27 protein-coding genes and 2 tRNA genes are annotated in these 25,245 nt (G+C 67.8%); 11 read left to right on the top strand and 18 right to left on the bottom strand.

Annotated elements, in window-relative coordinates; genetic code table 11:
• Positions 1–93 precede the first annotated feature (93 nt).
• From B9Y97_RS00830 to B9Y97_RS00815, 4 genes are all read right to left on the bottom strand, one after another.
• The gene (locus tag B9Y97_RS00830) at positions 94–741 is read right to left on the bottom strand and encodes a protein-L-isoaspartate(D-aspartate) O-methyltransferase (protein WP_085524977.1); all 648 of its coding nucleotides are present in this window, start codon (positions 739–741) and stop codon (positions 94–96) included.
• Positions 738–1,523: a 5'/3'-nucleotidase SurE gene (gene surE, locus B9Y97_RS00825; protein WP_085524976.1), complete on the bottom strand. Its 786-nt coding sequence runs from the start codon at positions 1,521–1,523 to the stop codon at positions 738–740. Before surE ends, B9Y97_RS00830 begins: the two co-directional genes overlap by 4 nt.
• A gap of 125 nt (positions 1,524–1,648) precedes the next feature.
• Positions 1,649–2,542, bottom strand: coding sequence for a hypothetical protein (locus tag B9Y97_RS00820; protein ID WP_085524975.1), 894 nt, complete (start codon positions 2,540–2,542; stop codon positions 1,649–1,651).
• Positions 2,543–2,681: 139 nt separating this feature from the next.
• The gene (locus B9Y97_RS00815; RefSeq protein ID WP_085524974.1) at positions 2,682–3,332 is read right to left on the bottom strand and encodes an SDR family NAD(P)-dependent oxidoreductase; all 651 of its coding nucleotides are present in this window, start codon (positions 3,330–3,332) and stop codon (positions 2,682–2,684) included.
• Positions 3,333–3,479: 147 nt separating this feature from the next.
• Between B9Y97_RS00815 and B9Y97_RS00810 the strand changes: the two genes are divergently transcribed.
• On the top strand, positions 3,480–4,019 hold the full coding sequence (locus B9Y97_RS00810) for an NADase-type glycan-binding domain-containing protein (RefSeq protein WP_139828182.1): 540 nt from the start codon (positions 3,480–3,482) through the stop codon (positions 4,017–4,019).
• Here the strand turns inward: B9Y97_RS00810 and B9Y97_RS00805 are convergent.
• Both B9Y97_RS00805 and B9Y97_RS00800 read right to left on the bottom strand, forming a co-directional pair.
• Complete coding sequence (locus tag B9Y97_RS00805) at positions 4,013–4,384, bottom strand: iron chaperone (RefSeq protein WP_085524972.1); 372 nt, start codon at positions 4,382–4,384, stop codon at positions 4,013–4,015. The two genes, B9Y97_RS00810 and B9Y97_RS00805, sit on opposite strands and share 7 nt — an antisense overlap.
• Positions 4,385–4,442: 58 nt before the next feature.
• Positions 4,443–4,778 (bottom strand): HesB/IscA family protein, encoded by a 336-nt coding sequence (locus B9Y97_RS00800; RefSeq protein WP_085524971.1) that lies wholly within the window; start codon positions 4,776–4,778, stop codon positions 4,443–4,445.
• 86 nt (positions 4,779–4,864) lie between these two features.
• Here B9Y97_RS00800 and B9Y97_RS00795 point away from each other — a divergent pair, with 86 nt between their 5' ends.
• The 7 genes from B9Y97_RS00795 to B9Y97_RS00765 all read left to right on the top strand — a co-directional run bounded on the left by B9Y97_RS00795 (position 4,865) and on the right by B9Y97_RS00765 (position 11,861).
• Positions 4,865–6,070, top strand: coding sequence for a deoxyguanosinetriphosphate triphosphohydrolase (locus B9Y97_RS00795; RefSeq protein WP_085524970.1), 1,206 nt, complete (start codon positions 4,865–4,867; stop codon positions 6,068–6,070).
• Positions 6,071–6,121: 51 nt separating this feature from the next.
• On the top strand, positions 6,122–7,843 hold the full coding sequence (argS, locus tag B9Y97_RS00790) for an arginine--tRNA ligase (protein ID WP_085524969.1): 1,722 nt from the start codon (positions 6,122–6,124) through the stop codon (positions 7,841–7,843).
• Between the two features lie 87 nt (positions 7,844–7,930).
• Positions 7,931–9,097: an SPOR domain-containing protein gene (locus B9Y97_RS00785; RefSeq protein WP_085524968.1), complete on the top strand. Its 1,167-nt coding sequence runs from the start codon at positions 7,931–7,933 to the stop codon at positions 9,095–9,097.
• The gene (nagZ, locus tag B9Y97_RS00780) at positions 9,094–10,098 is read left to right on the top strand and encodes a beta-N-acetylhexosaminidase (RefSeq protein WP_085528029.1); all 1,005 of its coding nucleotides are present in this window, start codon (positions 9,094–9,096) and stop codon (positions 10,096–10,098) included. The genes B9Y97_RS00785 and nagZ overlap by 4 nt, the downstream gene beginning before the upstream one ends.
• A gap of 10 nt (positions 10,099–10,108) precedes the next feature.
• Positions 10,109–10,900: a segregation and condensation protein A gene (locus B9Y97_RS00775; protein ID WP_085524967.1), complete on the top strand. Its 792-nt coding sequence runs from the start codon at positions 10,109–10,111 to the stop codon at positions 10,898–10,900.
• Positions 10,890–11,546 (top strand): SMC-Scp complex subunit ScpB, encoded by a 657-nt coding sequence (gene scpB, locus B9Y97_RS00770; RefSeq protein ID WP_085524966.1) that lies wholly within the window; start codon positions 10,890–10,892, stop codon positions 11,544–11,546. The genes B9Y97_RS00775 and scpB overlap by 11 nt, the downstream gene beginning before the upstream one ends.
• A gap of 84 nt (positions 11,547–11,630) precedes the next feature.
• Complete coding sequence (locus tag B9Y97_RS00765; RefSeq protein WP_085524965.1) at positions 11,631–11,861, top strand: hypothetical protein; 231 nt, start codon at positions 11,631–11,633, stop codon at positions 11,859–11,861.
• A gap of 93 nt (positions 11,862–11,954) precedes the next feature.
• Here the strand turns inward: B9Y97_RS00765 and B9Y97_RS00760 are convergent, their stop codons facing one another.
• The 8 genes from B9Y97_RS00760 to B9Y97_RS00725 form a co-directional block, all read right to left on the bottom strand.
• Entirely contained in the window at positions 11,955–13,046 is a 1,092-nt protein-coding gene (locus tag B9Y97_RS00760; RefSeq protein WP_085524964.1) for a 2'-deoxycytidine 5'-triphosphate deaminase, read from the bottom strand.
• A 37-nt stretch (positions 13,047–13,083) separates the two neighbouring features.
• Positions 13,084–13,160, bottom strand: a tRNA-Pro gene (locus B9Y97_RS00755).
• A gap of 62 nt (positions 13,161–13,222) precedes the next feature.
• Positions 13,223–14,434 (bottom strand): MerR family transcriptional regulator, encoded by a 1,212-nt coding sequence (locus tag B9Y97_RS18280; protein WP_254900818.1) that lies wholly within the window; start codon positions 14,432–14,434, stop codon positions 13,223–13,225.
• Positions 14,435–14,502: 68 nt separating this feature from the next.
• Positions 14,503–14,805, bottom strand: a complete 303-nt coding sequence (ihfA, locus tag B9Y97_RS00745; protein ID WP_085524963.1) for an integration host factor subunit alpha — start codon at positions 14,803–14,805, stop codon at positions 14,503–14,505.
• Positions 14,806–14,908: 103 nt separating this feature from the next.
• On the bottom strand, positions 14,909–15,883 hold the full coding sequence (locus tag B9Y97_RS00740) for a beta-ketoacyl-ACP synthase III (protein WP_085524962.1): 975 nt from the start codon (positions 15,881–15,883) through the stop codon (positions 14,909–14,911).
• Positions 15,880–17,004, bottom strand: a complete 1,125-nt coding sequence (gene plsX / locus B9Y97_RS00735; protein WP_085524961.1) for a phosphate acyltransferase PlsX — start codon at positions 17,002–17,004, stop codon at positions 15,880–15,882. The genes B9Y97_RS00740 and plsX overlap by 4 nt, the downstream gene beginning before the upstream one ends.
• Before the next feature lie 20 nt (positions 17,005–17,024).
• The gene (rpmF, locus tag B9Y97_RS00730) at positions 17,025–17,234 is read right to left on the bottom strand and encodes a 50S ribosomal protein L32 (protein ID WP_085524960.1); all 210 of its coding nucleotides are present in this window, start codon (positions 17,232–17,234) and stop codon (positions 17,025–17,027) included.
• A gap of 176 nt (positions 17,235–17,410) precedes the next feature.
• Positions 17,411–17,992, bottom strand: a complete 582-nt coding sequence (locus B9Y97_RS00725; protein WP_085524959.1) for a YceD family protein — start codon at positions 17,990–17,992, stop codon at positions 17,411–17,413.
• 87 nt (positions 17,993–18,079) lie between these two features.
• Between B9Y97_RS00725 and B9Y97_RS00720 the strand changes: the two genes are divergently transcribed.
• Entirely contained in the window at positions 18,080–18,538 is a 459-nt protein-coding gene (locus B9Y97_RS00720) for an outer membrane protein assembly factor BamE (protein ID WP_254900817.1), read from the top strand.
• 11 nt (positions 18,539–18,549) lie between these two features.
• Here B9Y97_RS00720 and msrB read toward each other — a convergent pair whose 3' ends face one another.
• Positions 18,550–18,945, bottom strand: coding sequence for a peptide-methionine (R)-S-oxide reductase MsrB (gene msrB, locus B9Y97_RS00715; protein ID WP_085524958.1), 396 nt, complete (start codon positions 18,943–18,945; stop codon positions 18,550–18,552).
• A 104-nt stretch (positions 18,946–19,049) separates the two neighbouring features.
• Between msrB and B9Y97_RS00710 the strand changes: the two genes are divergently transcribed.
• Together B9Y97_RS00710 and B9Y97_RS00705 are read left to right on the top strand one after the other, a co-directional pair.
• The gene (locus B9Y97_RS00710; RefSeq protein WP_085524957.1) at positions 19,050–19,796 is read left to right on the top strand and encodes a GNAT family N-acetyltransferase; all 747 of its coding nucleotides are present in this window, start codon (positions 19,050–19,052) and stop codon (positions 19,794–19,796) included.
• Positions 19,797–19,844: 48 nt separating this feature from the next.
• Positions 19,845–21,662, top strand: a complete 1,818-nt coding sequence (locus tag B9Y97_RS00705; RefSeq protein WP_085524956.1) for an ABC-F family ATP-binding cassette domain-containing protein — start codon at positions 19,845–19,847, stop codon at positions 21,660–21,662.
• 37 nt (positions 21,663–21,699) lie between these two features.
• Here B9Y97_RS00705 and B9Y97_RS00700 read toward each other — a convergent pair.
• The 3 genes from B9Y97_RS00700 to B9Y97_RS00690 all read right to left on the bottom strand — a co-directional run bounded on the left by B9Y97_RS00700 (position 21,700) and on the right by B9Y97_RS00690 (position 25,215).
• Positions 21,700–21,773: transfer RNA gene (locus tag B9Y97_RS00700), tRNA-Gly, on the bottom strand.
• Positions 21,774–21,849: 76 nt separating this feature from the next.
• On the bottom strand, positions 21,850–23,358 hold the full coding sequence (gene trpE / locus B9Y97_RS00695) for an anthranilate synthase component I (RefSeq protein ID WP_085524955.1): 1,509 nt from the start codon (positions 23,356–23,358) through the stop codon (positions 21,850–21,852).
• A 9-nt stretch (positions 23,359–23,367) separates the two neighbouring features.
• Complete coding sequence (locus B9Y97_RS00690; protein WP_085524954.1) at positions 23,368–25,215, bottom strand: peptidyl-prolyl cis-trans isomerase; 1,848 nt, start codon at positions 25,213–25,215, stop codon at positions 23,368–23,370.
• Positions 25,216–25,245: the final 30 nt, after the last annotated feature.

Below are 25,245 nucleotides of genomic sequence, written 5' to 3'. Positions count from 1 at the left end.
GGGCCTTGTCTTGCTTACGTGCCAGTCTTTGCCCCAAGCGGTCTTGTGCCGCTTTGCCGGGGCCTGCCGGCGTCCCTCGTTCATATCGCGCTTTCACCCCACCCCCTCCAGCAGGGGAACGAAGCGCACCGGCATGAGCTCCTGATAATCATAGCCTTCCGCCGTGCGCGTGACCTTGATCAGCGTCTGCACCGCGTCGGACTGGCCCACCGGCAGAACCATGATACCCCCGATCGCCATCTGAGCCAAGAGCGGGCCGGGCGGGTCTTCGGCGGCTGCGGTCACGATGATACGGTCGAACGGGGCCTGCTCGGGCAGGCCGTGCGAGCCATCGCCAAGGATCACCGTGATGTTGTGCAGTCCCAGGTCGTCGAACAGCGCGCGCGAGTCCTGCACCAGCGCGCGGTGGCGGTCGACGGTGTAGACCCGGCGCGCGAGCTTGGCGAGGATCGCCGCCTGGTAGCCCGAGCCGGTGCCGACTTCCAGCACCTTGGATTTCGGCTGCACGTCGAGCGCCTGGGTCATCAGCCCGACCACCGAGGGCTGGCTGATGGTCTGGCCCGAGGCGATCGGCAGCGGCATGTCCTCGTAGGCGCGATCCTCGAAAATGCCCTTCACGAAACGGCCACGGTCGACCGCCTCCATTGCACGGAGCACCCGCGTGTCGGTGACCCCCTTCGAGCGCAACGCGAAGAGGAATTGCATCTTGCGTTCCGCTTCGGAGAGCGCCGGCGGGGTCATGAAAAGATCCCGCCCAACTCCGCGAGGCGGTCATGCGCGGTAAGATCGGCGCGCATCGGCGTGACCGAGACGTAGCCTTCGAGATTGGCCGCGGCATCGGTGCCGGGCAGGGTCGGGGTATGTTGCGGGCCGCCCTTGACCCAGAGAAAACGCCGCCCGGAGGGCGAGTCGGTGGCCTCGGTCGAGAAGAAGGCATCGCGCCGCCAGCCTTGCGCGGTGGCCTGCACGCCCTTGACCGCCGCCGCCGGAACGGGCGGGAAATTGACGTTGTAGAACAACCGGTAATCGGCGCTCTCGTCCCAGGGCGCGCGCTCGATGAGGGCGCGGATCACCGCCGCGCCGTGGACCCGCGCGGCCTCGAAGAGATCCTCGCGGCTGATGATCTCCGGCCCGAGAAACTGGCTCAGCGCGATCGCGGGCAGGCCCTGCAACGCCGCTTCGAGCGCCGCGCCGATGGTGCCGGAATAGAGCGTGTTCTCGGCCGCGTTGTTGCCCCGGTTGATGCCCGAGAGCACGAGATCGGGCCGCCCCGGCATCGCGTCGCCCAAGGCCGCCAGCACGCAATCGGCGGGCGTGCCCTCGGCGGCATAGCGGCGCGGCTCCAGTTCGGCCAGCATCATCGGCCGGGAGTAGCTGATGCAATGGCCGACGCCCGATTGCTCGAAGGCCGGTGCCACCACCCAGACCTCACCATCCGGACCGGCGATCTCGGCGCCGATTTCTTCGAGCGCCTTCAGCCCCGGCGCGTTGATACCGTCGTCGTTGGTGATGAGAATGCGCATGTCTGCCCGTCCTTGCCTCGCTTCTCAATAGGCGAGGGGCGCGAGCGGGGCAAGCGGGGGCGGCACCGCGCCGAAGTCTTGCGAAGACTTCGTGGCGGTTTCCATTCAGGAAACCGGGCGGAGGCTCAGCCGCCGGCGGAGCCGGACGGGGCGACCGCCCGGATCGTGCGCCACAGGAAGTAGCCCGCGATCCCCGAGATGAGGACGAACCCGCCGATCGGACCCGCGAGTTCGACCGGGGTGAAGCTCACGCCCATGCGGATCTGCTGCAGGGATTGCATGAGGATCATCGGCAGGAGCAGGGCCTCGAGGGTGAGAAGCGGCACCGCGAGCAGCAGCCCGGCCGGGCGGTGGCGCAGCAGCAGCACCGCGCCCGCGAGGCAGGCGGGAACGATCACGCCAAGGTCGAGCGCGTCGGTGACGCGTCCGGTGTAATGCGCCATGTAGGGCGGCGGCGTGCCCGCCCGGATGGAGCCGAGAAGGGGCAGGAGCCAGACAATGGCCGTGACCAGCCCGCTGACCAGCAGGAAGACCCCGAGCGACCGGGCGGGCAGGGCCGCGGGCAGGTCCGGCAGGGCGCGGGCCGCGGCCCGAAGCGCGAGGGCGAAGCCGAGGCCGGCGCTGGCCATCGCGGTGACGTAGACGAGAAACATCTCGTTGTAGACGACCGTTCCGAAGGCGAGGCTCGCATAGTCGTAGAGAAGCCATGTCAAGAGGCCCGACAGCAGGAAAGGCTGGAGCGGGCCGCGCGGATCCGACCGAAACGCGAGCACCAGCGCGGCCGGTATGACGATCACGAGCGTGACGATATCCGCACCCTGCGCGGCCCCGGCCGAGAAGACGGTATCGAGATCATAAAGCCCGGTCCCCCGGAGCGGGACGGCGTCGGGCCAGAACGTGGCGCCGCCCGCGGTGGCCGTCCAGGGCAGGGGCGGGGCGAAGAGTCCGACGAAACTGGCGATGGCGCCGGCGGTGAGCGCCACCATCGCGAAGCCCCACATCAACGCATGATTTGCCATTCGCGCCCCCCGGGATCGAATCGTCGGGGGCAGGATGGCGTGAGCCTCGGGCCACCGCCATGACCTCGCTCAAAAGGCGCGGGCGCGCGAAGTCCGGCAAGGACCGCGGGCCAGTTTCTACGCAGCGGACCGCGGCGGCTCAGGTCGCGAGGATCTCGGGCAGGAAGCGGGCGGCCTCCTCGGCGGGCGGGGTGAGCCCGGCGCGGATTTCGGAGGGGAAGAAGCGCGCGCGCATCGCGGTGGCGAGCGGGCGGGGTTCGAGGATTTTCACCACCGGGCCGATCTTTTCGGCCTCCTTCTGCCAGCTTTCGGCCAGCGCCATCTGCGCCGCCTTGGTGGCACCGTAGCCGGCGAAGAACTTCTCGCCGGCGTGGTCGTCGCGGAAGAACACCGCCCGCCCGGTTTCGCCCAGCAGCGGCGCGACATAGGCAATCAGCCGCGCGGTCGCCTCGACGTTGACCTTGAGCGATTTCTCGAGGTCGGCCTCCTGCAACGCGAGGTGGTGGGTGGGGGTAAGCTGCATCGCCTCGATCGCGGTATGGGCCCAGATGTCGATCGCGCCCCAGCGATCGAAGATCGCCCGGCAGAGCTGGGCCATGGCATCTGGATTGATGATGTCCATCGGCGCGAGTGTGGCTTCGCCGCCCGCGGCCTTGATCTTGTCGTCCACCTCTTCGAGCGCGCCGGTGGTGCGGGCCACGGCGACGATGTGGTGGGTGGGGGCGAGGGCGACGGCAAGCGCGGCGCCTAGGCCGCGCGACGCGCCGGTGATGAGGGCGATCTGTTCCATTCCGCCTATCTGCGCTGTCGCCGCCGCCCGGTCAAGGGTGGCCGGGATGTGGCCGGCGCGCGCGGTTGACGCAGGTCATGGCCGGAGTCGCGCGCTTGCCGCTAGGCTGGCATCGTCATGCACCGCGATCCGCGAAAGGGGGAAACCATGACACGTCTCGTCACCGGCGCCGGGCTTGCGCTCGCGACGCTTCTTGCCGCCGCCGCGCCCGCTTCGGCCGATGTCTCGGTTCGCGCTGTGGGTGCCGGGCAGTTCTTCGACGAATTGCGCTACTGGGCCACCTCGGTGTTGCCGCCACAATCGGCCAACACCTACGGGGTGGAAAACCTGTTCGACCGCTCCGACCGCAGCGCCTGGTGCGAGGGTGTCGCGGGCAACGGCGCGGGTGAGCGCATCACCGTGAGTTTCGGCGGGCAGGCCGCGCCGCTGCGCCTGCTGATCCGCAACGGCTACGCCAAGAGCGCGGAGGCCTATTTCGACAATGCCCGACCGCGCCATGTCGAAATCCGCACCTCTACCGGGACGGCGTGGCGCACCGAGCTGGCCGACAACACCGGCTGGCAGCAGATCGCGCTTGGCGGCGGTTGGGTGGAATGGGTGTCGCTCACCATCATCGATACCTATGCCGGCGCGAAATGGGCCGATACCTGCATCAACGAGGTACAGGTCGATTTTGAGGGCTACTGAGGTTCGGCTGCGATCTCCGCGAGTCGCGCCGCGACGATCTCGTGCACCAGCGGCTCGGGCAGCGGATGCGCGGGGGTGAAGCGGACGGTGCCTTTCGAGATCGAGAAATCCTGAAGGCGGTCTGCAAACCGGGCGAGCAGGTCGCCTTCGAAGACGTAGAACCCGAGGTGCGCCGTCATCGCGGCGTAGCCCACCAGCACCTTGCCCTTGCCGGGGCCTGCCCGGAAAGCGGGGACGCCGTAGGAGATCACCTCGCGCGCGCCGGGCGCGGCGGCGGCGATCTGGACGCGCAGCGCTTCAAGGGCTGCGCGCTGGTCGGGCGGCAGGGTGGCAAGATAGGCGTCGTGGGTGTCCGGCGCGGTCATGGCCCGAGCTTCGCCGCTGCACGGGCCGCGCGCAAGCGGTTTCGCGCCGGGCCAGGGCCTACATCGAGAACGAGGTGCCGCAGCCGCAGGAACTGCTGGCGTTGGGGTTCTCGATCACGAAGCGCGCGCCGATCAATTCCTCGGTGAAGTCGATCACCGCGTTCGAGAGGAACGGCAGCGAAACCTCGTCGATCACCACGCGCTCGTGGCCATCGGGGCTTTCGAACACCATGTCGCCGTCGGACGGGTCGTCGAGCGAGATATCGTATTGAAAGCCCGAGCAGCCGCCGCCCTCGACGGCGACGCGCAGGGCCTTGCCGCTGTCGCCCGCGCCGATCTCGGCAAGACGGGTGAAGGCGCGCTCGGTCACTTTCGGGGGAAGCTGGAGTTCCATGGCATCCTCGGTTTCATCTGTTCGCGACTTTGAATATATGGGGAGGGAAAGGGCGCGGCAACCACCGCCGCGCAAAAGGGGGCCGCATGCTCGCCACATTCGCCTGCGATCCGGCCGAAACCCGCGGCCGGCTTTACACCGAGGCCGAAAGTGCCTTCCGCTCGCCGTTCCAGCGCGACCGCGACCGGATCATCCATTCCTCGGCCTTTCGCCGTCTCAAGCACAAGACCCAGGTGTTTGTCGAGCACGAGGGCGATTACTACCGCACCCGGCTCACCCATTCGATCGAGGTGGCGCAGGTGGCGCGCACGATCGCCGGGGCGCTGGGGTTCAACGAATACCTCACCGAGGCGGTGGCGCTGGCGCATGACCTTGGCCACACCCCCTTCGGCCATACCGGCGAGGATGCGCTGGATGCGCTGATGAAACCCTACGGCGGCTTCGACCACAACGCCCAGGCGCTGAAGATCGTCACCGCGCTGGAGCGCCATTACGCCGAGTGGGACGGGTTGAATCTCACGTGGGAAACCCTTGAAGGCATTGCCAAACACAATGGTCCGGTGATGCAGGCAACGGGCGCGGGGGGCGAGGATCTGCCCTTCGCGCTGGCCGATTACAACGCCCGCCACGACCTTGAATTGCACACCCATGCCAGCGGCGAGGCGCAGGTGGCGGCGCTGGCCGACGATATCGCCTACAACAACCACGATCTGCATGACGGGTTGCGCGCGGGGCTGTTCAGCGTCGACGAGATCCGCGCCCTGCCGATCGTCGGTCCGGCCTTCGCGGCGGTGGATGCGAAATACCCCGGGCTCGAGGAAAGCCGCCGCCGCCACGAGGCGCTGCGGCGGGTATTCGGGGTGATGGTGGAAGATGTGCTGGTGTCGTCGCGCGGGCACCTGCAAAGGCTCAACCCGGCCTCGGCGCAGGAAATCCGCGATGCGGGCGCGCCGGTGATCCGCTTCTCGGACCACCTGTGGCGCGACCTGAAGGAGATCCGTGCTTTCCTTTTTGCCCGGATGTACCGCGCCCCGGCGGTGCTGGAGATGCGCCAGAAGGTGACGAAGGTGATCGAGGATCTGTTTCCGCTGTTTCTTGCCGATACCGCGCTGCTGCCGCCCGAATGGCGCAAGGACGTGGCAGAGGACGAGGGAGAGGTGGCGCTGGCGCGCATCGTCGGTGACTATATCGCCGGGATGACCGACCGTTTCGCGCTGGAAACCCATGCCCGGCTGATTGGCCAGCGCAAGGCTGTTGCCGGGGCCGCGGCACCTCCCGTCCCGGGGCGTTGACCTTCGCGGGCGGTGTGCTAGACCCCGCCTATCCCCGCAGAGGTGAGAGAGATGAACCTGTTTGCCGAAATCCGTGGCCTCGTGATCGTGGCGCTTGACGAACTGGTGGCCGAAGGCGTGCTGCCAGGCGGGCTTGCCTTCGACGCGGTCACCGTCGAGCCGCCGCGCGATGCCGCCCATGGCGACATGGCGACCAATGCCGCGATGGTACTGGCCAAGCCCGCGGGCAAGAAGCCGCGCGACATCGCCGAGGCGCTGGCGGTCAAGCTGGTCGCCGACGAGCGTGTGGCGCTGGCCTCGGTGGCGGGGCCCGGGTTCATCAACATCGACCTTGCGCCCGAGGTCTGGGGCGATCTCGTTTCGACCGTGCTGGCATCCGAAGGCTACGGGCAAGGCGCGCCGGGGCAGGGGCAGAAGGTCAACGTCGAATATGTTTCGGCCAACCCGACCGGGCCGCTTCACGTCGGTCACACGCGCGGGGCGGTGTTCGGCGATGCGCTGGCGTCGCTGCTGGAATACGCCGGCCACGAGGTGACGCGGGAGTATTACATCAACGATGGCGGCGCGCAGGTCGACGTGCTGGCGCGCTCGGCCTACGAGCGCTACCGCGAGGCGCTCGGCCATGCGCCCGAGATCGAGGAGGGGCTCTACCCGGGCGACTATCTCGTACCGGTGGGCGAGGCGCTGGCGGCCGAGGTTGGCGAGAAATGGCTCGACCAGCCCGAGGCGGTCTGGCTCGCCGAGGTGCGCGATTTCGCAATCGAGAAGATGATGGAGATGATCCGCGCCGATCTCGCCGCGCTCGGTGTCGAGATCGACGTGTTCTTCTCGGAAAAATCGCTCTACGGCACCGGGTTGATCGAGGCCGCGATCGAAAGCCTGCGCGGCAAGGGGCTGATCTACAAGGGCGTGCTGGAGCCGCCCAAGGGCAAGGTGCCCGAGGATTGGGAGCCGCGCGAGCAGACCCTGTTCAAATCGACCGCGCATGGCGACGACGTCGACCGGCCGATCATGAAGTCGGACGGGGCCTGGACCTATTTCGCCCCCGATATCGCCTATCATTACGACAAGATTTCAAGAGGTTACGACCAGCTTATCGACGTGTTCGGGGCCGATCACGGCGGCTACGTCAAGCGCATGAAGGCCGCCGTGGCGGCGCTCAGCGACGGCCGGGTGCCGCTCGATATCAAGCTCACCCAGTTGGTCAAGCTCTACAAGAACGGCGAGCCGTTCAAGATGTCGAAACGGGCGGGCAATTTCGTCACCCTGCGCGACGTGGTCGAGGCGGTCGGCAAGGACGTGACCCGCTTCCACATGCTCACCCGCAAGAACGACGCGCCGCTTGACTTCGACTTTGACAAGGTGCTGGAGCAGAGCCGCGAGAACCCGGTGTTCTACGTGCAATACGCCTCTGCCCGTATCCACTCGGTGCTGCGCAAGGCGGCCGATCTGGGGGTGGCACCGGCCACCCGGCCGCGGGTCGAGGACGAGGCCGAACTGGCGGTGGCGAAAAAGCTCGCCGAATGGCCGCGCCTTGTCGAGATCGCCGCGCGCGGCCACGAGCCGCACCGCATTGCCTTCTATCTCTACGATCTCGCGTCGGCGTTCCATGCCTTGTGGAACAAGGGCAATGATGCGGCGACCTTGCGATTCATCCAGGAGGGTGACCGGGATGCAACAGCGGCAAAAATCCTCCTCCCGACAGCCGTTTCCGTTGTGATTTCGGCTGGCCTTGGTATTCTTGGGGTCACCCCGGCCGAGGAGATGCGCTGACCACAAGGCGCGCCCGGGTCGGGATCGAGGCAACACGAGAACCGGCGGGAGCGGCATGATCGCTTGAACGCCGGGCGGAGCAGGCAGATGTCAGACGCACCTTGGAGCGGCAGCCATGCCGCCTTCCCGCAGCATGTCCATTCCCACCAGCAGAACAGACGGGCCGCGAGCCATCGCGCCTCGCCTTACCTGCACCCTGCCCATGGTGGACCATGGCCGGAGATCGACGACCACGAAGCGCCCCAGGTGGCGTGGGAGGGGGCCGGGCAGGTTGCCCCGGCAGGCGGCGGATCGGCAATCGGCAAGGTTTTGCATGGGGCCGGCGCGCTCTTGTCGGTTGGCCTGATTGCCGGGCTTTCGGTCTGGGGCTACCAGCTCGCCGTGCGTGACGTGAACGGGGTGCCGGTGGTGCGGGCGCTGGAAGGCCCGATGCGGATGCAGCCGGATGATCCGGGCGGGGTTGCCGCTTCGCACCAGGGGCTGGCGGTCAATGCGGTTGCCGCCGACGGGCACGCCGAAGGTCCGGCCGAGCAGATCGCGCTCGCGCCCGCGCCGGTCGCGCTCGCCGAGGACGACACGCCCGCGCGGTCCGATGCCGCCGCCGCCGCGGTGTCGGCGGTGCCGGACGCGGAACGCGAGGACGCGCCGGAGGCGGATCTGACCGCCGCTACCGCGGCCTTCACCCCCGATGTCGAGACCGCGCAGAGCGGCGCGATGGACGAAGCCACCGCCGCCGCGCTGGCTCTGGCCGAGGCCGCGTCTGAAGGCGCGGCGCTTTCGGGCGAAGACGCCGAGCCGGAGCCGGTGCCCGAAGCTGAAGCCGAGCTTGCGGTCGCCACCATCCCGGCCAGCGTGCCCGGCGTGGCGCGCAGCCTGCGGCCGGTGCCCCGGCCTGAAGACATCGTGGCCCGCGCCGCCGCGTCGCCGGTCGAGCTTGCGCTGGCTTCGGCCAGCGCCGCCACCGGGCCGGTTGTGCGCGACGTCGATCCTGCCGACATCCCGGCGGGCTCGCGGCTGGTGCAGCTTGGTGCCTACGAGAGCGCCGAGATCGCGCGCGCCGAGTGGAGCAGGATCGCGGGACGCTTTTCCGACTTCTTCGACGGCAAGGACCGGGTGATCCAGAAGGCTCAATCGGGCGGCAAGACCTTCTACCGGCTGCGGGCGATCGGCTTTGACGATGTTGCCGATATCCGCCATTTCTGCGCCACCCTGGCGGCGGGGCAGGCCGATTGCATCCCGGTCATGACCCGGTGAGCGTGCAGGGCGCCTTCATCTTCGGATGTGCGGGCACCCGGCTTACCCGCGACGAGCGCGCCTTCTTCCGGGCCGCCGCGCCTTGGGGCTTCATCCTGTTTTCCCGCAATATCGAAGACCCCGACCAGGTGCGCTGGCTGACCACCGAGCTGCGCGAGGCGGTCGGGCGGGCGGTGCCGATCTTCATCGACCAGGAGGGAGGCCGCGTGGCCCGGCTGCGCCCGCCGCACTGGCGTGCATGGATCGCGCCGCTCGACCAGGTGGCGCAGAACCGACGCCACGCCGCGCGCGCGATGCTGATCCGCTACCGGCTCATTGCCGACGAATTGCACCGGATCGGGATCGACGGCAATTGTGCCCCGGTGCTCGATCTGGCCCAGCCCGATACCCACCCGGTCCTGCACAACCGCTGTTACGGCGACAACGTGGTGCAGGTCGCCGAGATTGCCGCCGCCGCTGCCGAGGGGCTGATCTCGGGGGGTGTTCTGCCGGTGATCAAGCACATCCCCGGCCATGGCCGCGCGACCGCCGACAGCCACCTTGAATTGCCCCGCGTGACGGCGAAGGAAAAGGTGCTGCGGGTGTCGGATTTCCTGGCCTTCGAGGCGGTCTCGGGCCTGCCGATCGCGATGACGGCGCATGTCGTCTACGAGGCGCTCGATACCGGGGCCCCGGCCACCACCTCGCCGCGCGTGATCGCGATGATCCGCGAGACCATCGGCTTCTCGGGGCTGCTGATGACCGACGATATCTCGATGCAGGCGCTCTCCGGCCCGATCGAGGCGCGCAGCCGCGCCGCCCTCGTCGCAGGCTGCGATATCGTTCTGCACTGCAACGGCGACATGGCCGAAATGGAAACCGTTGCCGCTGCGGCAGGGGCGATGAGCGCTGCGGCACAGGCCCGCGCCGATGCCGCGCTGGGCTGGCGCCGCGACCCCGAGCCCGTTGACATTGCCGCGCTCGAAGCCGAGTTTGAGGCCCTGATGAGCGGTGCGCTGTAGGGGCGATTTCTTGACCGACGACGATTTCCAACAGGACGCGCTCAGCGTCAGCGAACGGCTTGCCGCCGAGGCGCTGATCGTCGATGTCGATGGCTACGAGGGGCCGCTCGATCTGCTGCTGACGCTGGCGCGGACCCAGAAGGTCGATCTGCGCAAGGTCTCGGTGCTGGGGCTGGCCGAGCAATACCTCGCCTTCGTCGACAAGGCCCGGCACCTGCGGCTCGAACTCGCCGCCGATTATCTCGTGATGGCGGCCTGGCTCGCCTTCCTTAAGTCGCGCCTGCTGCTGCCGCCCGATCCTTCCGAGGACGGGCCTTCGGGCGAGGAACTGGCGGCCCATCTCGCCTTCCAGCTCGAACGCCTGCAAGCGATGCGCGACGTCGCCGCCCGGCTGATGGGGCGCGACCAACTGGGGCGTGACTTTTTCGTGCGCGGCATTCCCGAGGATGTCGCCCGGACCCGGCGGGTGAGCTACACCGCGACGCTGATGGACCTGATGCAGGCCTATGCCCGGATCCGCACGAGGGACGAGTTTCGCCCCTTCGTGATGGACCGCGACGCGGTGATGACACTGGAACAGGCACTCGACCGGATGCGCGGTCTGATCGGCTATGCCGGCGACTGGACCGAGCTTGCGAGCTACATTCCCGAGGGCTGGGAGATCGACCCGGCCCGCCGCAGATCGGCCACCGCCGCCACCTTCGCGGCCACGCTGCAACTGGCCAAGGAAGGCCAGATCGACATGCGACAGGGCGAGACCTTCGCCCCGATCCAGATACGGAAACGACCTCATGGCAGATGAAACCCCGCCGATGGAACAGGACCGGAGCCTGTTCGAAGCGCCGCCGATGGGTGAGCAGGAACGCATGGTGGAGGCCATTCTCTTCGCCTCTGCCGAGCCGGTGACGGTGGCAGAGCTTGCCGCGCGGATGCCGCACGGGTCCGATCCGGCGGAAGCGCTGGTGCATCTGCGCAAGCGTTACGAGGGGCGCGGCGTGCGGGTTCAGAAGGTCGGCGACGCCTGGGCGATCCGCACCGCGCCCGATCTCGGCTTCCTGATGCAGAAGGAAACGATGGAGACCCGCAAGCTCAGCCGGGCCGCGATCGAGACGCTGGCGATCGTCGCCTATCACCAGCCGGTGACGCGGGCCGAGATCGAGGAGATCCGCGGCGTGAGCGTGAGCCGGGGCACCGTCGACCAGTTGCTCGAACTGGAGTGGATCCGCTTCGGGCGGCGGCGGATGACGCCGGGCCGCCCGGTCACTTTCGTGGTGACGCAAGGATTTCTTGACCATTTCGGGCTCGAATCGGCGCGCGACCTGCCGGGGCTCAAGGAACTGCGCGCAGCGGGCCTGCTCGACAATCGCCCGCCGCCCGGTGCCGGGCTGGAGGGTGAGGACGACGACGAGGCCGGGGACGCCGGGCAATCGGAGTTGTTCGAGGATTGAAACCGCCGCCTGTGCGGTCTCACGCGGGTCTCGCTTGGGACGGGCGCGGAATTCTGTTATGTTTGCCGAAACAAAGAGGCAGGCATGAATATCGAACGTATCATCAGCATGATCATCCGCCAGGTTTCCCGGCGTTTCATCAATCGCGGCATCGACGCCGGGATCGACATGGCCGCGCGGCGCAGGCGCGGCGGCCAGGGCGGTTCGGACCCGTCGGCACCGCTGACCCCCGAGGAGCAAAAGCGCGCTGCGGCGGCGAAGGAGGCCGCCAAGCGCGCGCGCCAGGCCGCGCGCCTCACCCGCCGGATGCGCTGAGGCGGATCAAGGCGCGGGGTCCGCTGCGCGCCGGCCAGACTTCGGATATGGGGCAGTCACCCGCGCAATATGCGTTGCGCTTCGGTAATGGCCCTATACCTCTACCGTCTTGAAATGCTTTGACAGCTTCAGCCCCTGACCCTGGTAGTTCGAGCCCAGCCCCGCGCCATAGAGCGCCTCGGGCACTTCGGCCATGTGCTCGTAGACGAGGCGGCCGACGACCTGCCCGTGTTCGAGCACGAAGGGCGCTTCGTGGCAGCGCACTTCGAGCACCCCGCGCGAGCCGGTGCCGCCGACCGCGCCGTGTCCGAAGCCGGGGTCGAAAAAGCCCGCGTAATGCACCCGGAATTCGCCGACCATGGCGAGATAGGGCGCCATTTCGGCGGCGCAGTCGGGCGGGATATGCACCGCCTCGCGGCTCACGAGGATGTAGAAGGCACCCGGATCAAGGATGATCCGGCCCGCGGTGGTGCGGATCGGTTCCCAGTAGTCTTCCGGCGCATAAAACCCGATCCGGTCGAGGTCGATCACGCCGGCGTGCGGCTTGGCGCGGTAACCCACGAGGTCGCCCTCGCGCGGTTGCAGGTCGACCGAGAAGGCAAGGCCATGGTCGATCACCGCCGGGCCATCGACGAGCCGGTGGGCGCGGTGGCGCGCTTCGAGCGTTTCGTCGTCGAGCACCGATTTGCCGGCCCGGAACCGGATCTGGTTGAGCCGCATGCCGGGGCGGACCAGAACCGAGAAGCTCTGCGGGCAGATCTCGGCGTAGAGCGGGCCGGTGTAGCCCGGTGCGATCCGGTCGAACTCGACGCCGGAATCGGTGATCAGCCGGGTCAGCAGATCGAGCCGCCCGGTCGAGCTTTTCGCGTTCGCCACCGCCTGAACACCCTCGGGCAGCGCCAGCCGTTCCATCAGCGGCACGACATAGACCGCGCCCTTTTCCAGCACCGCGCCGGGGGAAAGGTCGATCCGGTGCATCTCGAACTCGGCCAGACGGTCTTCCACCCGCGCACCTTCGCCCGCGAGGAACGAGGCGCGCACGCGGTAGGCGACGGTGCCAAGCCGCAGATCGAGCGAGGCGGGCTGGATCTGTTCGGGCAGAACCGCGGGTTCGGCGGCGATCACGCCCGCGCTGATCATCGCGCGCAGGGTCTGGGATGGCAAAACGCCGGTGCCGGGGATCATCAGCGCCTCCGGTGGGGGATTGCGGGGAGTGATTTCATGGTCGGGCTAGCAGGACTTGAACCTGCGACCTTCCGTCCCCCAGACGGACGCGCTACCAGACTGCGCCATAGCCCGACGTGACGCTCTACATAGCGTTTTTGCCGACAGGGGCAAGCGGGAATGCGCATGAAACCGCCCTAAAATCCGTTCGGCGGGCTGCCGTTCTCGTTCATCCGGCGGGCGATCTCCTCAAGCCGGTCAGCAAGGGCGCGCAAGCTGGAGGTGGGCACGACGGTGCGCGCCGTCCGCAGGTCGCGGATCCGTGTGGCCATCCGCGGCCCTTCGGGCGCGGGGCCATCGTCGGCGGGATCGGCGGCGATCTCGGGCATCACCAGGGCCGGGCGCGAGGTTGGCTCGGGGCCGGCGGCGGCTGGTTGCACCGGGCGTCCGGCGTCGGGGTCCGGCGTATCCTCGGCGGCCTCGGGGGCTGCCGGTTCGCTTCCGCCCGCCGCGCCTTCGGCATCGACGGGGGCTGTGCCCGGATCGGGGGGCGGGACGGATGCGGCCGGTCGCGCCTCGGGCTCGGCGTCTTCGTCGGCGGTCGCGGCCGCGGGGCCGGATTCATGGGTTTCGGGCTGCGCGTCATGGGCCGAGAAATCGAGCGCGTCGGGGCTCGACATCGGATCGGCCGGGTCGGTCTGCGCGGGGTCGGCCGGGGCTGGCGCATCGCGCGCGGGTGCCTCGGGTTCGCCGCCGTCCGGGGTGGCGTCATGCGCGAGGAAATCCATGGTGACGGGGTCGGGCATCGGATCGCCCGGATCCACCGGGGGCGGGCCATCGCCGGTCGTGTCGGAACCGGCCGGAGCGCGCCGGGGCTCGGCGGTGGGCGGCTCGGTCGCGGTTTCAGGGGCCCGCTCCGCATCGCCGGTGTCGGGCGAATCCGCGGTCCCGGGTTGTGGCTTGGGGGCCTCGGCGAAGATGCCGCTGTCATACCACGGCGCGTCTTCGTCCTCGCCGCCTGCCCCGGAGGTCTCTGCCGATTGCGCCTTCTCCGGCTCCGCGCCGGTCTCGCGGCGGTCCGACAACTCGACCACGTTGTCCGGGGTCACGTCTTTCGATTCGGCCCCGAGATCGAGCGGCGGAGACATTTCCGCGACGTGGCGCACGCCCTTTTCGCGCAGCAGCTTCTGCACCCCGCGAATGGTCATGCCGTCTTCGTGCAGGAGTTTTCGAATCCCGCCGAGCAATTCCATGTCGGCGGGCCGATAGTAGCGCCGCCCGCCGGCGCGCTTCACCGGCTTGACCTGGCTGAACCGGCTTTCCCAGAACCGCAGAACGTGGGTCGGCACCCCGAGCCATTCGGCGACTTCGCTGATGGTGCGGAAAGCCTCGGGGGATTTGTGGTCCATGCTTGCGCCTGTTTGTCTTTACTCTGCTCGGGGCGATGCGCGGCTGGGGTTTGCCCGGCCGTGGCGGGCTACCCCTTGTTGCCCGCCGCCACCCGTTCCTTCATCAGGTGCGAGGGCCGGAAGGTGAGCACCCGGCGCGGCAGGATCGGCACTTCCTCGCCGGTTTTCGGGTTGCGCCCGACGCGGGCGGCCTTGTCGCGCACCGAGAAGGTGCCGAACGACGAGATCTTGACCGACTCGCCGCGCACCAGGGCGTCGGAGACGTGGCCGAGCACGCTTTCGACAAGCTGTGCGCTTTCGTTGCGGGACAATCCGACCTCGCGAAACACCGCTTCGCTGAGGTCCATGCGGGTCAGTGTCTTTTCGCTCATGCGTCCCCCCCGGTTTCATACCTTGGCGGGCAGCATGGGGTCACATGGATTTCAAGTCAAGATCAACGGTTTGGCGCGCAGGCTTGAAGCCGGGGGGCGGGACTTACCAGCGCAAGACCACGGCACCCCAGGCCAGGCCGCCGCCGATCGCCTCGGTGACGATCAGATCGCCGGGCTTGATCTGGCCGCGCCCAACACCCACCGAGAGCGCCAGCGGGATCGAGGCGGCCGAGGTGTTGCCGTGGTCCTGAACCGTCACCACCACGTTGTCCATCGACATCGTGAGTTTCTTCGCGGTGCCTTGAATGATGCGGATATTGGCCTGGTGCGGCACGATCCAGTCGACATCGCCGTGCCCGAGACCGGCCTTGGCGAGCGCGGCATCGGCAGTGGCCGCGAGCTTTTCGACAGCCTGGCGGAACAGCGCGTTGCCCTGCATCCTCACGACGCCGGCGGTGCCGGTGGTGGACACGCCGCCATCGACATAGAGCATGTCGCGAAACCGCCCGTCGGAGTTGATGTCGGCGGAAAGGATGCCGCGGTCGTCGGCGGTGCCTGCGCCGTCCTGCGCTTCCAGCACCAGTGCACCGGCACCGTCGCCGAACAGCACGCAGGTGGCGCGGTCGTCCATGTCGAGGATCCGGCTGAAGGTTTCGGCCCCGATCACCAGCACCCGTGAGGCCTGGCCCGAGACGATCAGCGCGTTGGCATTGGCCAGCGCGAAGACGAACCCGGCGCAGACCGCCTGCACGTCGAAGGCAAAGCCACGCGTCATGCCGAGCGCGGCCTGCACCATCGTCGCGGTGGCGGGAAAGGTGAGGTCGGGCGTGGAGGTTGCGAGAATGATCGCGTCGATATCGTCGGGGAGGAGCCCCGCGTTGTCGAGCGCGGCTCTTGCCGCGGCCAGCGCGAGCGACGCCGTGGTTTCGTCGTCGGCGGCAAAATGGCGCCGTTCGATCCCGGTGCGGGTGCGAATCCATTCGTCCGTGGTTTCGACCCGATCCTCGAACCAGGCGTTGGGGATCACCCGTTCGGGCAAGTAGTGGCCTACGCCCCTGACAACTGCGCGTTTCGTCATTGGGCTGTTTCGTCCTGCTCGTCGTTTGAAGTTGCGCCATCCTGCCCATGGGCGGGCACGGATGCAACCCGCGCCGCGAGCTTGTGGTTGAAGTCGTGGCGGGCGAGATCGAAAGCGAGGTTCACCGCGGCGGCAATGCCGGTGGAATCGGCGCTGCCGTGGCTCTTCACCACGGTGCCGTTCAGCCCGAGGAAGACGCCGCCGTTGACCTGCCGGGGATCGGTGCGGCGGGTCAGGATCTTCAGCTGGCGCGCGGCGAAGAGCGCGCCGATCCGGGCCGGCAGGGTGGCGCGGAAGGCTTCCTTGAAGAAGCTCTTGAACAGCCCCGCCGTGCCTTCGGCGGTTTTCAGTGCGACATTGCCGGTAAAGCCGTCGGTCACGATCACGTCGACCTTCCGGGAGGGGATATCGGAGCCTTCGACATTGCCGACGAACTCGAATTCGCCCGCGTCGGCGGCTTCGGCGATCAGGTCTGCCGCGGCCTTGATCTCGCTGCGGCCCTTATGTTCCTCGGTGCCGACGTTGAGCAGGCCGACGCGCGGGCGTTCGAGGCCCAGCGAATTGCGGGCATAGCTCGTGCCCATCAGCGCATATTGCAGAAGGTCGTGCTCATCGGCGCGCACGTCGGCACCGACATCGAGCATCACGTTGAAGCCTGCGGGGTTCTTCGAGGGCCAATAGCAGGCAATCGCGGGGCGGTTCACCCCCGGCAGCTTGCGCAGCCGCATCATCGACAGCACCATCAGCGCGCCGGTATTGCCGCAAGACACCGCCACCTCGGCCTCGCGGTCGCGCACCGCCTCGATCGTCGACCACATCGAGGAGCCCTTGCCGTTGCGCAGAACCTGCGCGGGCTTGTCTTCCATCGACACCACGCCGTCGGCATGGCGGATATCGACCCGGCCAGCCAGTTCGGGGCGCTTGCCCACGAGCGCGGTCAGCTCGGCCTCGTCACCATGCAGGATGAAGGCGATATCGGGATTCTTGCGCGCGGATTTGGCAAGTCCGGAGACGATCGCCTCCGGCCCGCGATCGCCGCCCATGGCGTCGACCGAAATAACGGTTCTGCGCGGCCCCGTGCCGGTCGCGGCGGTTTGCGGGTGATCCGTACCTGCCGACATTCCGGACCCGGACGGACGGCTTACGCCGCGTCCTCGTCGTCGAACACGGCTTCGTCGATCATCGCGACGACTTCGCGGTCGTTATAGGTGCCGCAGGACGGGCAGACGTGATGCGGGCGCTTGAGTTCGCCGCAGCTCGGGCATTCGTTCGGGTTCGCGGCAACCAGCGCATCGTGGCTGCGACGCATGTTGCGGCGGGACCGCGTGATCTTATTCTGGGGGACAGCCATGTCCAAACCTCGATATTCGGGGGCGTCGTCAGCCTCTGCGTCGCCCGGTGTTTCTTGAGTCTGACCGCGTCTTATGCGCTATCGCGCCTGCTGTCCAACCCATCTTTAGCAAGAGCGGCGGAACATACTGCGATTCTTGCGCGTTTCAAGGGGTTTTTCGCGCGGCAGGGGCGGCTTCAGGCATCGCCGGTCTCGTCATCGTCGTCATCGTCGGCAAGTTTTTCACGCAGGGCGGCAAGGCCGGCGAAAGGTTTGGCGTCGTCGTCGGTCATCGGTGCCGTCCCGGGTGCGGCAAAGACCGCCTCGCCAAGGGCCACGCCCTCGGCGCGGGGGTAATCGGGCAGGGCAAGCGCCAGCGCCTCGATCATCATCGCGCCAAGGTCGATCTCGGTGCCGAGCGGTTCCTCCTCAACGATCTCGGGGATCTCCACCTCGTCGGCTTCGGGCTCGGCGAAGTCTGCCCGCCAGGTGCGGGTGATGTCGTCCTCGATCCGGGTGGTGACCGGCGCGAGGGTGACGACGCAAGGCTGCACGACGGTGGCACCGAGGTGCCCGGAAAAGCGCCAGTCTCGCCGCCCGAGCGGGGCCAGCACGCCTTGAAGCCGGAGTTTGCGCAGCGCGGTCAGGTCGAGCAACTCGGCAATGTCGGCGCAAACCTGCGGCTGCGGTTCGATGAGGATATCCCGGCTCTGGCCGGGCGCGAGTTCGGCCACGCGCAGGACCGGGCCGAAACGGGCGGGGCGGGGCTCAGATCTCATCGCAACGGCGCTTTCGTTTCTTGAAACAGATGCTATCCTTCTGTAAGCCGAGTGACAGAACAGGCCGCGCAAGGCAAGGGGGGCAGCATGGCGAAACCGGGTGCATGGATGAAGAGCATCGCAGCGCTCGTGGCTCTGGCCGCGCTCGTTGCCTGTTCGCCGGTCTATCAATACCACGGCTTCACCCCCACCGATGAAGACCTCGAGGAAATCGAGGTCGGGCTCGATACCCGCACAACCGTTGCAACCATCATCGGCGATCCGGGTGCTTCGGGCCTGCTGGCCGAAAGCGCATGGTATTACGTCCGTTCCGAGTTCAAGCACGACACCTTCCGCGCCCCCGAGGAAATCGACCGCGAGGTGGTGGCGATCAGCTTCGACGACAACGACGTGGTCGAGAACATCGAACGCTTCGGGCAGGAGCGCGGCGAGGTCGTGGTGCTGTCGCGGCGGGTGACCGAAAGCAACATCGACGGCGTGAGCATCCTGCAACAGTTGTTCGGCCGCGGTGCGAGCATGGACGCGCTCGCCAATGCCTTCCGCTGAGGCCGCCGGCCTCAGCTTTCCTCGCGAAAATCGAGCGCAACCCCGTTGATGCAGTAACGCAGCCCGGTCGGCGCGGGACCGTCGGGAAAGACGTGGCCGAGATGCGCGCCGCAGTTCGTGCAATGCACCTCGGTGCGCTGCATCCCGTGGCTGAGATCGGTGCTCTCGCCTACCGGTGCGTCACTGGCCGCCGGGCGGGTGAAGCTCGGCCAGCCGCAGCCGGCATCGAACTTGTCGGACTGGTCGAACAATTCCGCGCCACAGCACAGGCAATGGAACCGCCCCGGCGTGGCCGGGAAATCGTCATGGCTGAAGGGGCGTTCGGTGCCGCGCCTGCGGGTAACCTCGAAGGCCAGCGGGCTGAGCACCTCGCGCCATTCGTCGTCGGTCTTGTCGATCTTGTCCATTTTGCCTCTCCGCTGTCATGCGCCTGACATGGCTTGCAGCCATACCTGCGCTGAACGATAGTTAAGGAAAGCCCCCGAAGCCGCCAAGGGGGCGGGAGGGCGCGATGCCTCACGAAGCCTTGATCGAGACCGCGGGATATCGTGCCCGTCTGGACGCAGGCCCCGACGACATCGCCCGTTCGCTGGCGCTGCGCGGCCGGGTGTTTCGCGGCGATCCGGCGGCAAGCGACGAAGACGGGTTCGATGCGCGCTGTCGCCACCTCATCGTCGAAGACATCGCAACCCGCGCGGTGGTTGCAAGTTGCCGTTTGCTCGTGATCGAAAACGGTGCCGCGATCGGCGGCAGCTATTCGGCGCAGTTCTACAGCCTCGACGGACTGGCCGGCCAGCCCGGGCGGATGCTCGAAGTCGGGCGGTTCTGCATCGCGCCGGAGGCGCGCGGGGCGGACGTGCTGCGCCTGACCTGGGGCGCGCTCACACAGGTGGTCGAAGCCGAGGAGGTGGAGATGCTGTTTGGCTGTTCCTCCTTCGCCGGCACCGCGCCGGAAGCCTATCTCGATGCCTTCGCGCTGCTGCGTGCCCGTCACCTTGCCCCGCCGCGCTGGTTGCCGCGGATCAAGGCCCCCAACGTGTTCCGCTTTGGTCAGAGGCCGCGCGGCAAGCCCGATCTCAAGCGCGCCCTGAAGGCGATGCCGCCGCTGTTGCGCACCTATCTGCTGATGGGGGGATTCGTCTCCGACCACGCGGTGATCGACCGCGATCTCGGCACCTTGCACGTCTTCACCGGGCTGGAGGTGGGGCGCGTTCCGGAGAACCGCCGTCGCGCGCTGGGGGCACTGGCCGGGGCGTGAGTGTCAACAGCCGTTGACGCCGCCCGCGTGCGCGGCTACCTGCGCAGCATGGCCCGCGCACCGCTTCTGCAACTCACCGAAATCTCGCTCAGCTTCGGCGGCGATCCCGTCTTCGACGGGCTCGATCTCGTCATCCATCCCGGCGACCGGGTGGCCCTCGTGGGGCGCAATGGCTCGGGCAAATCGACGCTGATGAAGGTGATGGCGGGGCTGGTGGAACCCGACCGGGGCGCGCGGGTGCTGCCTGCGGGCGTCACCGTGGGCTACATGGAGCAACACCCCGACCTGACCGGCTTTGCCACCCTTGGCGAGTTTGCCGCGAGCGGACTGGCCCCGGGCGAGGAGTACCGCGTGGCGCGGGCGGCGGAGGGGCTGAAATTCGAGCCCGACAGGCCCTGCACCAGCGCCTCCGGCGGCGAGCGGCGGCGCGCGGCGCTGGCCAAGCTGATCGCCGAAGCGCCCGAGTTGATGTTGCTCGACGAGCCGACCAACCACCTCGATATCGAGGCGATCGCCTGGCTCGAGGCCGAGTTGAAGGGCACCCGGGCGGGCTTTGTCATCATCAGCCACGACCGCGCCTTCCTGCGCGCGCTCACCCGCGCCACGCTCTGGATCGACCGGGGCCAGGTGCGCCGGCAGGAGGAGGGTTTTGCCGGGTTCGAGGCCTGGCGCGACAAGATCTGGGAAGAAGAAGACACCGCCCGCCACAAGCTCGACCGCAAGATCAAGGCCGAGGCGCGTTGGGCGGTGGAAGGCATCAGTGCCCGGCGCAAGCGCAACCAAGGACGGGTGCGGGCGCTGGAGGCCATGCGCGACGACCGCGCGGCCCAGATCCGCCGCCAGGGCAGCGCCGCGATGGCGCTGGAGACGGCCCCGAAATCCGGCAAGCGGGTGATCGAGGCAACGGGAATTTCAAAGGCCTACGGTGAGACCGTGATCCTGCGTGACTTCTCGGTTCTGATCAATCGCGGCGACCGGGTGGCGCTCGTCGGCCCCAACGGCGCGGGCAAGACAACGCTGCTGAAGCTGCTCACCGGCGAGATCGCGCCCGATACGGGCAGCGTGAAGCTCGGCACCGGGCTCGAAATGGCGGTGTTCGACCAGAACCGCACCGCGCTCGACGAGACCGCCTCGCTGTGGGAAAACCTCGCGGGCGACAAGGACATGCGGGTTTCGGGCAAGGCCGACCAGATCATGGTGCGGGGCCAGCCCAAGCACGTGGTGGGCTATCTCAAGGATTTCCTGTTCGACGAATCGCAGGCCCGCGCGCCGGTGTCGGCGCTGTCGGGCGGCGAGAAGGCGCGGCTCATTCTCGCCAAGATCATGGCCAAGCCCTCGAACCTGCTGGTGCTCGACGAGCCGACCAACGATCTCGATGTCGAAACCCTCGATCTGTTGCAGGAACTGATCTCGGATTACGACGGCACCGTGCTGCTGGTCAGCCACGACCGCGATTTTCTCGACCGGGTCGCCGCCACCACCATCGCGATGGAGGGCGACGGGCGGGCGACGATCTATGCTGGCGGCTGGTCGGATTACCTGGCGCAGCGCGGCGAGGCCCAACGGTCCGAGCAGGCACCCCGGGGCAAGGGTGCGCCTGCAAAGGCGGATGCGCCGAAAGCGGCGAAAACGGGCCTCAGCTTCACCGAGGCGCACAGGCTCGAAACTCTGCCGGGCGAGATTGACCGGATCGGCGCCGAGATTGCAAAGCTCGAGGCGTTCCTCTCCGATCCCGACCTGTTTGCCCGCGAACCGGCGAAATTCGCCAAGGCGAGCGAGGCCCTTGTCGAGCGGCAGGAAAAGCGCGCGGCAGCCGAAGAGGAATGGCTTGCGCTGATGGAGAAGGCGGAGAGCGCGAGCGCCTGAGACGGGCAGGCCCTTGGCGGCCAGATCTGTGCAAGGCTGGAGCGGGTGAAGGGAATCGAACCCTCGTCGTCAGCTTGGGAAGCTGCTGCTCTACCATTGAGCTACACCCGCGTCACGCCCGCTCTAGATAGGGCAGTCCCGCGGCGTGGTCAACGCGGCGCGCGCGCAATTCTCGCCATCGCTTCGGTCAGTTGCCGGAGCTTTTGGCGAAGATGCCCGCCGTCTCTGCCGCCATGCGGATCGCCTTGGACTTGTTGACGGTTTCCTCGAACTCCGCCTCCGGGTCGCTGTCATAGACAACGCCGCCACCGGCCTGGATGTATAGCTTGCGATCCTTCAGCACGGCGGTGCGCAGCGCGATGCACATGTCCATGTCGCCATTGGCGGCGAAATAGCCCACGCCGCCGCCGTAGACGCCGCGCTTTTCCGGTTCCAGCTCGTCGATGATCTCCATCGCCCGCACCTTGGGCGCACCCGAAACCGTGCCCGCAGGCAGCCCCGCGAGCAGGGCCGAAAGCGCGTCCTGCCCCTCGGCCAGCTCGCCCACCACGTTGGAGACGATGTGCATGACGTGGGAATAGCGCTCGACGATGAATTCCTCGGTCGGGCGCACCGTGCCGATCTTGGCCACCCGCCCGACGTCGTTGCGGCCAAGGTCGAGCAGCATCAGGTGTTCCGCCAGTTCCTTCTGGTCCGACATCAGGTCGGCTTCCAGCGCCTTGTCTTCCTCCGGCGTTGCGCCGCGTTTGCGGGTGCCCGCGATCGGCCGGATGGTGACCTCGCGGCCGAACACCCGCACGAGGATTTCGGGCGAGGCCCCCACGACCTGGAAGCCGCCGAAGTTGAAGAAGAACATGAACGGCGACGGGTTGGTGCGGCGCAAGCTGCGGTAGAGCGCGAAGGGCGGCAAGGCAAACGGCTGGCGCCAGCGCTGGCTCGGCACCACCTGGAAGATGTCGCCCGCGCGGATGTAGTCTTTCGCCTTCTCCACCGCCGCGAGGTAATCGGCGCGCGCGAAGTTCGAGACCGGCTCGGGCGTGTCTGTCACCTCGCCGAGATCATGCGTGGTGGGGGGCTGGCGTTCGAGATCGCGCAGCGCGTCCATCACCCGTTCGGCGGCCTGGGCATAGGCCGCGCGGGCGGTGAGCCCGCCGCCCTGGAAGGCCGGCGAGACGAGAATCACCTCGCCCTTCACGCCGTCGAGCACCGCCACCACGGAAGGGCGCATCATCATCGCGTCGGGCAGGCCGAGCGGGTCGGGGTTAACGTTCGGAAGGTGTTCGACAAGGCGGATCATGTCGTAGCCAAGGTAGCCGAACAGCCCGGCGGCGGCGGCGGGCAGGCCCTCGGGCAGATCGATCCGGCTTTCGGCGAGAATGTCGCGCAGCGCGGTGAGGGGATCGGCGTCCATGTCTTGCCAGGCGTCGGGGTCGAAGCGCGCCTGCCGGTTGACCCGGGCGCTGGTGCCCCGGCATTCCCAGATCAGGTCGGGTTTCAGCCCGATGATCGAGTAACGCCCGCGGGTTTCGCCGCCGGTCACGCTTTCGAGCATGAAGCTGTCGCGCTTGGCCTCGGCGAGCTTGAGCATGAGCGAAACAGGGGTGTCGAGGTCGGCAGCGAGCCGGGTATAGACCACCTGGTTCTGCCCCGCCTCCCAGGCTTTCTCGAAGGCGTCGAAGGTGGGTGTCAGGGCCAAGGGATCACCTCACTGGAACGACGTGTTGACCGCGTTGATCATCGACTGGTCGAGCGTGATGCCCGCCTGCGCTTCGATCGCTGCGGAAAAGGCGGCCTCGATATCGAGGGCGAGCGTCTGCGCCGACCTGGCGAGGAAGTTGGCCTTCACCTCGCGCGCCTCGGCGCTGTCCTGGTCGGCCGCGTTCACCGCGTCAAGGTGCAACAGGAACACGCCAGACTCGTCCTCGACCACCGCCCAGTCGCCAGAGGCAAGGTCGAAGGCGCGGTCGACCAGCGCCGATGGCGCGTCCTCGATGAAACCGTCCCGCGACAGCCCGCTTTCGATCACCTCGGTCAGGCCAAGGCTCGCGGGGCTCTCGCCCGCCTCGATCTGGTCCAGCATTTCCTCGGCCCGGGCGGCGAGCCGGTCCAGCGTTTCCGCGCGCTGCCAGGCGGCGATTGCCTCGTCGCGGACCTCGTCGAGCGGTTGCAGCCGAGGCTGCACAACTTCGTCGAGCCGGAGCGCGAACAACCCGCCGTCGGACAGCGTGTCGATGGCCGGGTAGTCGTCTTCATCGACGGTTTCGGCAGCGTCGCGGAAGGCGTCGTAGGCGGCGATGCCGTCGGTCTGGGCACCGGTCCAGTCGATGGTGTCCAGCCGCATCCCCTCTGCGCTGGCGAGGTCTTCCAGCGTAGCGCCGGCGGCGAGCACGTCGTCCAGGTCGATCATCCGGTCCTGCAACAGGCGCCGCGCCGCGTCGTCGGCATATTCCGCGCGCAGCTCCTCGCGGGCGGTCTCGAAGCTGGTTTCACGCGCGGGCAGGATCGCGTTCATCCGAAACAGCGCCGGACCGAGATCGGTCATCACCGGACCGACAACGCCCGGGGTCTCTAGCGCGAAGACGTCGGCGGCCGCGCCGCCAAGGTTGTCTTCGGTGACATCGCCCAGGTCGATGTCGGCAAGATCAAGCCCGCGTTCCGCGACGACACTCTCGAACGTCGCGTCGCCGCTTTCGATCGCGGCTGCCGCTGCTTCGGCCTCGGCCTCGGTGCCGAACACCAGCCGTTCGACCAGCCGCCGCTCGGGCAGGCGGTATTCGTCGATCCGCGATTCGTAGAGCGCGCGCAGCTCGTCCTCGGAGACCTCGATCTCGTCGATCACATCCTCGGGCGTGAGCCAGGCATAGGTGATGCGGCGGGCTTCGGGCAGGGTGAAGAGATCGGGATTGTCCTCGTGGAAGGCCGCGAGGGTCGCGTCGTCGGGCGTGCCCACCGGGGCGTCGAGCGTGTCGGGCCCGACCTCGGCCCAGGTGAAATCACGGGTCTCGCGGGCCCATCCGTAGAGCACTTCGGCCAGAACCGGCGGCAGGGCGATGCCGTTGGTCACCGCGCCCTGAAGCACGGTGCGGGCGACTTCCGAGCGCAGGGTTTCCTCGAACTCGCGCGCGGTGAGGCCCGATTGCTGGAGCACGAAATTGTAGGTGTCGCGGTCGAACCCGCCGCCCGGCCCGTGGAAGGCGTCGATGTCGCGGATGCGCCGGGCAAGCTGGTCGTCGCCGACCGAAATGCCAAGGCGGGCGTTTTCGTTCTCAAGCGCCACCTGGTTGATCACGGTTTCCAGCGCCGCCTGGTCGAGGCCGATGGATTGCGCCTCGGCAAAGGTCAGCCGCTGGTCAACCTCGGCCTGGAAGGCGTTGATCTGGGCGTTGACCTCGCGAAAGTAGCGGTCGGCCGAGATCTCGGTCTCGCCGACCTTGCCGATGGCATTGACGCCGCCGCCGAAATTGAACGAGCCGAAGCCGACGAGGCCGACCATCACAAGGCCCATGATGATCCAGACGAACGCCCGGCTGATCTTGTTCTGCGCCATCGACATGAGCGGAAATCTCCCCTTTTCGGTCACCCG

It is taken from the genome of Maritimibacter sp. HL-12 (genome assembly GCF_900177545.1).
Classification (GTDB): Bacteria; Pseudomonadota; Alphaproteobacteria; order Rhodobacterales; family Rhodobacteraceae; genus Sinisalibacter.
The sequence above is the reverse complement of the archived record's forward strand: the minus strand, read 5'-3'. Positions and strand labels throughout refer to the sequence as shown.